We start from the raw sequence: 5,857 nt of genomic DNA, 5'->3' as shown, positions 1-5,857 counted from the left end.
GACCGTGGCAGCACCAGCGCCGGCTCCTGAACCGGCTCCGGCACCTGCGCCGGCACCCGCGCCCGAGCCGGCCAAACCGGACTTCAATTTCCTGCCGATAGCGGTGCTTGCCGAGGGCGGCGATCCCGTCACTGACGGCAACGCCTGGGAGATCTACAAGGCGAAACCCGACGGTACGCGCGGCGACTACGTCAGCACCGAATACGGCGCCTACAAGGCCAATCTGGAACCGGGCGACTATATCGTCGTGGCCAGCGACGGCCAGGCCAAGACCGAGCAGAAAGTCAAGATCGAGGCGGGCCAAGTCTACGCGCCTCTCTTCAACTTGAATGCCGGCACGCTCATCATCCATCCGCGACCGAGCGAGGGGGCAGATGTCGTCGATGGCGCGGCTATCGTCATCGATTATCCGGGTGCTGACATGCCCGCCACCTTCTATGGGACCACGAAAGCCGTGTTGCCGGCCGGCGACGAGAAAGTGACGGTCACGATCGGCCAGGGGGTGGCTACCGAAACGATTCCGCTGGCTGCCGGCAAGACCGTGGAAAAGAACATGATTGTCGGTGTCGGCCATGTCGTTGCCAATGCTTATTATGCTGCCGGCGGCGACAAGGCGGACGGTTCAGGCATCGGCTTCAAGGTGCTCAAGGCAAAAAAGAAGATCGATGGAACCAGGGACGAGGTGACCTATGCCTACGGACCCGACAGCAAATTCGATCTGCCGGCCGATGACTATGTCTTGATTGCGACGGTTGATCTCGCCGTTGTCGAGCAGCCGTTCACCGTCAAGGTCGGCGAATTTCAGGATCTGAAAATCGCAATGAATGCCGGCGTGCTGGCGATCACCGCGCCGGGAGCCTCGAAGATCGAGATTTTCGAGGCCAAGAAGGACATCAACGGCAACCGCAAGTCGCTTGGCTATGCATTCGACCAGAAGTACCAGGCAGCGATCCCGGCGGGCGACTATGCCGTCGTCTCGGAGAAATCCGACAACAGTTCGAAAGAAGGCAACGTGACGGTCAAGGCCGGCGAGCGAGCTGAGCTAACCGTGCAATAGAATCGTATGCACAACCGCAAGAGGGCGGCCAAGTGCCGCCCCTTTTCATGGGTTGCGCAGAACTGCCGTCAGGCCGTGCCGAAGGCGCTGGCGCCATGATCGGCGCGGCCGACCAATTGCCGGAAGCCGGCAAACAGCTCGCGGCCGAAACCGAACTCGTTGCCGATGAGGTCGGCATCCGCCGTCCGGCGCAGCGCGAAATCGCCGGCCGGCACCAGCACTTCCAGCGTGCCGGCATCGGCGTCGAGCCGGATGATGTCGCCTTCGTGGATCCTGGCGATAGGACCCTCCTCGACCGCTTCCGGTGTGACATGGATCGCCGCCGGCACCTTGCCGGAGGCGCCCGACATGCGCCCGTCGGTGACCAGCGCCACGCGCTGGCCGCGATCCTGCAGGATGCCGAGCACGGTGGTCAGCTTGTGCAGTTCCGGCATGCCGTTGGCCTTCGGCCCCTGGAAGCGGATGACGGCGATGAAGTCGCCGGTCAGCGTGCCTGCCTTGAACGCATCGTTCAGCCCTTGCTGGCTGTCGAAGACCCTGGCCGGCGCCTCGATGATACGCCGCTCCGGCTTCACCGCGGAAGTCTTGATGACGGCGTGGCCGAGATTGCCTGACAGCACCTTCAGGCCACCGGTCGCCTGGAACGCCTTGTTGAAAGGCGCCAGCACCTTTTCGTCGCCGCTTGTCCGCGGCGAGGCTTCGCGCACCACGCCTCCGTCGGCGCCGAGCTTTGCCTCGACCGCATAGGGCCGCAGGCCTTCGCCCCACACCGTCTGCACATCCTCATGCAGGATGCCTTCGTCGAGCAGTTCGCGGATCAGGAAGCCGAGCCCGCCGGCGGCGTGGAAATGGTTCACGTCGGCGAGGCCGTTCGGATAGACCCGCGCCAGCAGCGGCACCGCTTCCGACAGGTCGGAAATATCCTGCCATGTGATGGCGATGCCGGCCGCCGCCGCCATGGCGATCAGGTGGATGGTGTGATTGGTCGAGCCGCCGGTGGCATGCAGGCCGACGACGCCGTTGACGATCGAGCGCTCGTCGATCATCCGCCCGACGGGCGTATAGGCGTTGCCAAGCGCAGTAATCGCCAGCGCCCGCTTGGTCGCCTCGCGGGTCAAAGCCTCGCGCAGCGGCGTGCCTGGATTGACGAAGGACGCGCCCGGCGTGTGCAGGCCCATGATCTCCATCAGCATCTGGTTGGAATTCGCCGTGCCGTAGAAGGTGCAGGTGCCCGGTCCATGGTAAGATTTGGACTCGGCCTCCAGCAGTTCGGCGCGTCCGGCCTTGCCCTCGGCGTAGAGCTGGCGGACCTTGGCCTTTTCGTCATTGGGCAGGCCTGATGTCATCGGTCCGGCCGGAATGAACACCGCCGGCAGATGGCCGAAGGTGAGGGCGGCGATCACCAGCCCCGGCACGATCTTGTCACAGACGCCGAGATAGACGGCGGCGTCGAACATGTTGTGCGACAGGCCGATCGCGGCGGCCATGGCGATGACATCGCGCGAAAACAGCGACAGCTCCATGCCGGGCTGGCCCTGGGTGACGCCGTCGCACATCGCCGGCACGCCGCCTGCCACCTGGGCGATGCCGCCGGCTTTGCGGGCTGCATCCTTGATCAGCGCGGGGAAGCTCTCGAACGGCTGATGCGCCGACAGCATGTCGTTATAGGAGGTGATGATGCCGAGGTTCGGCACCTTGTCGGCGCCCAGCGCGAGCTTTTCCGAGGGGCTGCACACCGCAAAGCCGTGAGCGAGGTTGCCGCACGACAAAACGGCCCGGTTGGCGGTGCGGTTCGACGCCTCGGCGATGCGGCCGAGATAACGCTCGCGGCCGGGCTTAGAGCGCTGGCGGATGCGTTCGGTAATGGCTTCGATGTCGCGTCTGGCGGTCATGGTGTCGGTCCTTTCAGGCGAGGTCCCGGAAACATCCTCCCGCCGTTTGCCGGGACCGGTGTAAATCGAGAATCAGGGTGCCCAGAAAACCTCTACGGGCTTTTGCGCTGCGTCGAGCACGGCGCGGATTGGCTTTCGCGGCCCGGGCGCCACCGCGCCGTCGAAGGCGATACGCTTGTCCTCACCCTCGATGTGCAGCGCGATGAAGCCGGCTTCGACGATGCGGGCCAGCGACAGGGTCAGCCGCGGCTCGCCCGCACTTGCCGCATGAACCGGCAGCACGATCCTGTCGGAAGACGGGTCGAGCAGCGTTGCCAGGTCGGCGGCATCGGGAAAGAACGAGGCGGTGTGGCCGTCCGGCCCCATGCCGAGCACGACGACATCGAGCGGCCAGGGCAAGGATCGGAGCGCTGCATCGTCGGACGAGGCCGCATCCTCGATGCTGGTGGCTTCGTGATAGAGCGGCACGAAACGAGCCGCCTTGGCCGCGTTCTGCAACAGATTGGCGGCCACCAGCCCGGCATTGGAGCGTGGCGAGGAGGCCGGCACGAAACGCTCGTCGACCAGCGTCACGATCACCTTGTCCCAGGCGATGGGTATCGCTGAAAGGGCGGCGAAGAATTTTGCCGGCGTGGTGCCGCCGGAGACGGCGAGCAACCCCGTGCCGCGCTCGGCGATCGCCTTGGTCAGTCTGCCTGCAACATGGCCGGCAAGGGCTGCCGCCAGTTCCTGGCGCCCGCTGAAGCCGTTCCAGCTGTAGGCGGCGCTGTTCAATTGCTCTCGTGCCATGTCCGCCCGTCACGTTCGATCAGCGCTATCGAGGCCGATGGACCCCAGGTGCCCGCCGTGTAGCCCTGCGCCTCCTGCCTGGCACTTTCCCAGGCATTCTGGATCGGGTCGATCCATTTCCACGCCGCCTCGACTTCGTCACGGCGCATGAACAGGGTCTGGTTGCCACGGATGACGTCCATGATCAGCCGCTCATAGGCGTCCGGTGCGCGGCCGTCGAAGGACTGCGCGAAACTCATGTCGAGCGAAATCTGGCGCAGCCGCATGCCGCCCGGGCCCGGATCCTTGATCATGATGAACTGCTTGACGCCTTCGTCCGGCTGCAGCCGGATGACAAGCTGGTTGGCGAAGATCGGTCCGGCGCTGTCGCCGAAGATCGAATGCGGGATCGGCTTGAATTCGATGACGATTTCCGAAACCCGCGTCGCCAGCCGTTTGCCGGTACGCAGATAGAACGGAACGCCCGACCAGCGCCAATTGCCGATCTCGGCCTTGATGGCGACGAAGGTCTCGGTGTTGCTGTCCTTGCCGAGTTCCTCGACATAGCCTTTCACCGGTCCGCCGGCCGAAGCCCCGGCGCGATACTGCCCGCGCACGGTGTGCTTCGGCGCTTCGTTGCCGTTGATGCGCTTCAGTGCCCGCAGCACCTTCAGCTTTTCGTCGCGCACGGCGTCGGCATCCATCGACGACGGCGCTTCCATGGCGACGAGGCACAAGAGCTGCAGCATATGGTTCTGCACCATGTCGCGCAGCGCGCCGGCCTTGTCGTAATAGGTGACGCGGTCCTCCAGGCCGACGGTCTCGGCCACGGTGATCTGGACATGGTCGATATGGGCTGAATTCCACAACGGTTCGTAGAGCGCGTTGGCAAAGCGCAGCGCCATCAGGTTCTGCACCGTCTCCTTGCCGAGATAATGGTCGATGCGGAAGATCTGGCTTTCGTGGAAGTCGTCGCCGACCAGGTCGTTGAGCTTGCGTGCCGAATCGAGATCGCGGCCGATCGGCTTTTCCAGCACGATGCGCGAGTTCGGCGTGATCAGATTGTGCTCTTTCAGCTTGTGCGAGATGTCGCCGAACAGCGCCGGCGCCACCGCCAGGTAGAAGGCGCGGATGCGGTCGCTGTCGCCGATCGCCTTCTTGAGCTTGTCGAAGCCGGCGCCGCTCGTCGCATCGGCGGAGACGTAGGACAGCCGCGCCAGAAAGGTCTTCAGTTCCTTGGCGTCGATGTCGGCCGGTTTGACGTGGTCCGAGATCGCCTGCTTGGCGAAGGCCTGGAATTCTTCGTCGCTCATCTTCGAGCGCGAGGTGCCGATGATGCGTGTCGGCTCCGAAAACTGATGGTCGCGCTGGCGATAATAGAGCGACGGCAGAAGCTTGCGCTCCGACAGATCGCCGGTGCCGCCGAAAATGATGAAGTCGAAAGGATCGACGGGGATGATCTGGCTGGTCATGGTCTGTCCGCTCTGACGCCGGTCGCTGTGACGCGGCTGATATAATCTAATCGATTTAAATTTTCCAGTGCCATGGTGTCACATCTGGGTGTATGCGCCTGCCCCTTGACAGTCCGATGACCCGGAGGCTTGTCGACAGGCGCGGCACCGGAAGCCTTCGCAGTTGCAGCATAGAGCGGGATCGACGCGAAAGCCAAAGGAGAAATCGGCGATGGCCGCACATCTTTCGAGCAATCCGGCCAGAAGCCACGGGTTCGCGCGGATGTGCGCTATCGGCGCGCCGGTTGATCGTCATCAATCATGAGCGGGAAAAACATGCGTCTGGAAAACAAGGTTGCCGTCATCACCGGTGCTGCGTCCGGTTTTGGCGAGGGCATCGCCAGGCGCTTTGCGCAGGAGGGTGCCAGGGTCGTTGTCGCCGATCTCAACGCCAGGGGCGCGGAGCGCGTCGCCGGCGAGATCGGCGAAGCGGCGATCTGGACCCAGACCGATGTCTCGCTGCGCTCCGAATTCGACGAGATGATCTATGCCGCCAAAAGCGCATTCGGCCGCATCGACATCATGGTCAACAATGCCGGCTACACCCATCGCAACGGCGACATGCTCAATGTCGACGAGGAGACCTTCGACCTGATAACCGCCGTCAACATGAAGGCGATCTATCACGT

4 protein-coding genes and 1 pseudogene are annotated in these 5,857 nt (G+C 63.8%); 2 read left to right on the top strand and 3 right to left on the bottom strand.

Annotation, left to right across the window (positions count from 1 at the left end; all coding sequences use genetic code 11):
* Positions 1-1,057 (top strand): annotated as a pseudogene (locus tag EN969_RS13930) (hypothetical protein); the annotation flags it as partial.
* Between the two features lie 68 nt (positions 1,058-1,125).
* Here the strand turns inward: EN969_RS13930 and edd are convergent.
* From edd to zwf, 3 genes are all read right to left on the bottom strand, one after another.
* Positions 1,126-2,949: a phosphogluconate dehydratase gene (gene edd, locus EN969_RS13925; RefSeq protein WP_063170065.1), complete on the bottom strand. Its 1,824-nt coding sequence runs from the start codon at positions 2,947-2,949 to the stop codon at positions 1,126-1,128.
* A 72-nt stretch (positions 2,950-3,021) separates the two neighbouring features.
* Entirely contained in the window at positions 3,022-3,738 is a 717-nt protein-coding gene (gene pgl / locus EN969_RS13920) for a 6-phosphogluconolactonase (protein WP_063170066.1), read from the bottom strand.
* Entirely contained in the window at positions 3,720-5,189 is a 1,470-nt protein-coding gene (gene zwf, locus EN969_RS13915) for a glucose-6-phosphate dehydrogenase (protein ID WP_013530236.1), read from the bottom strand. The genes pgl and zwf overlap by 19 nt, the downstream gene beginning before the upstream one ends.
* Before the next feature lie 315 nt (positions 5,190-5,504).
* Here zwf and EN969_RS13910 point away from each other — a divergent pair.
* Positions 5,505-5,857, top strand: a 353-nt coding sequence (locus EN969_RS13910; protein ID WP_127419185.1) for an SDR family NAD(P)-dependent oxidoreductase, incomplete at its 3' end; no start/stop codon positions are given.

Source organism: Mesorhizobium sp. M7A.F.Ca.CA.003.01.2.1, assembly GCF_003998945.1.
Taxonomy (GTDB): Bacteria; Pseudomonadota; Alphaproteobacteria; order Rhizobiales; family Rhizobiaceae; genus Mesorhizobium; species Mesorhizobium ciceri.
The sequence above is the reverse complement of the archived record's forward strand: the minus strand, read 5'-3'. Positions and strand labels throughout refer to the sequence as shown.

Excerpts from the sequence above, each read along its gene's own strand:
- edd (WP_063170065.1), bottom strand. The coding sequence starts at position 2,949 with ATGACCGCCAGACGCGACATCGAAGCCATTACCGAACGCATCCGCCAG.
- pgl (WP_063170066.1), bottom strand. The coding sequence starts at position 3,738 with ATGGCACGAGAGCAATTGAACAGCGCCGCCTACAGCTGGAACGGCTTC.
- zwf (WP_013530236.1), bottom strand. The coding sequence starts at position 5,189 with ATGACCAGCCAGATCATCCCCGTCGATCCTTTCGACTTCATCATTTTC.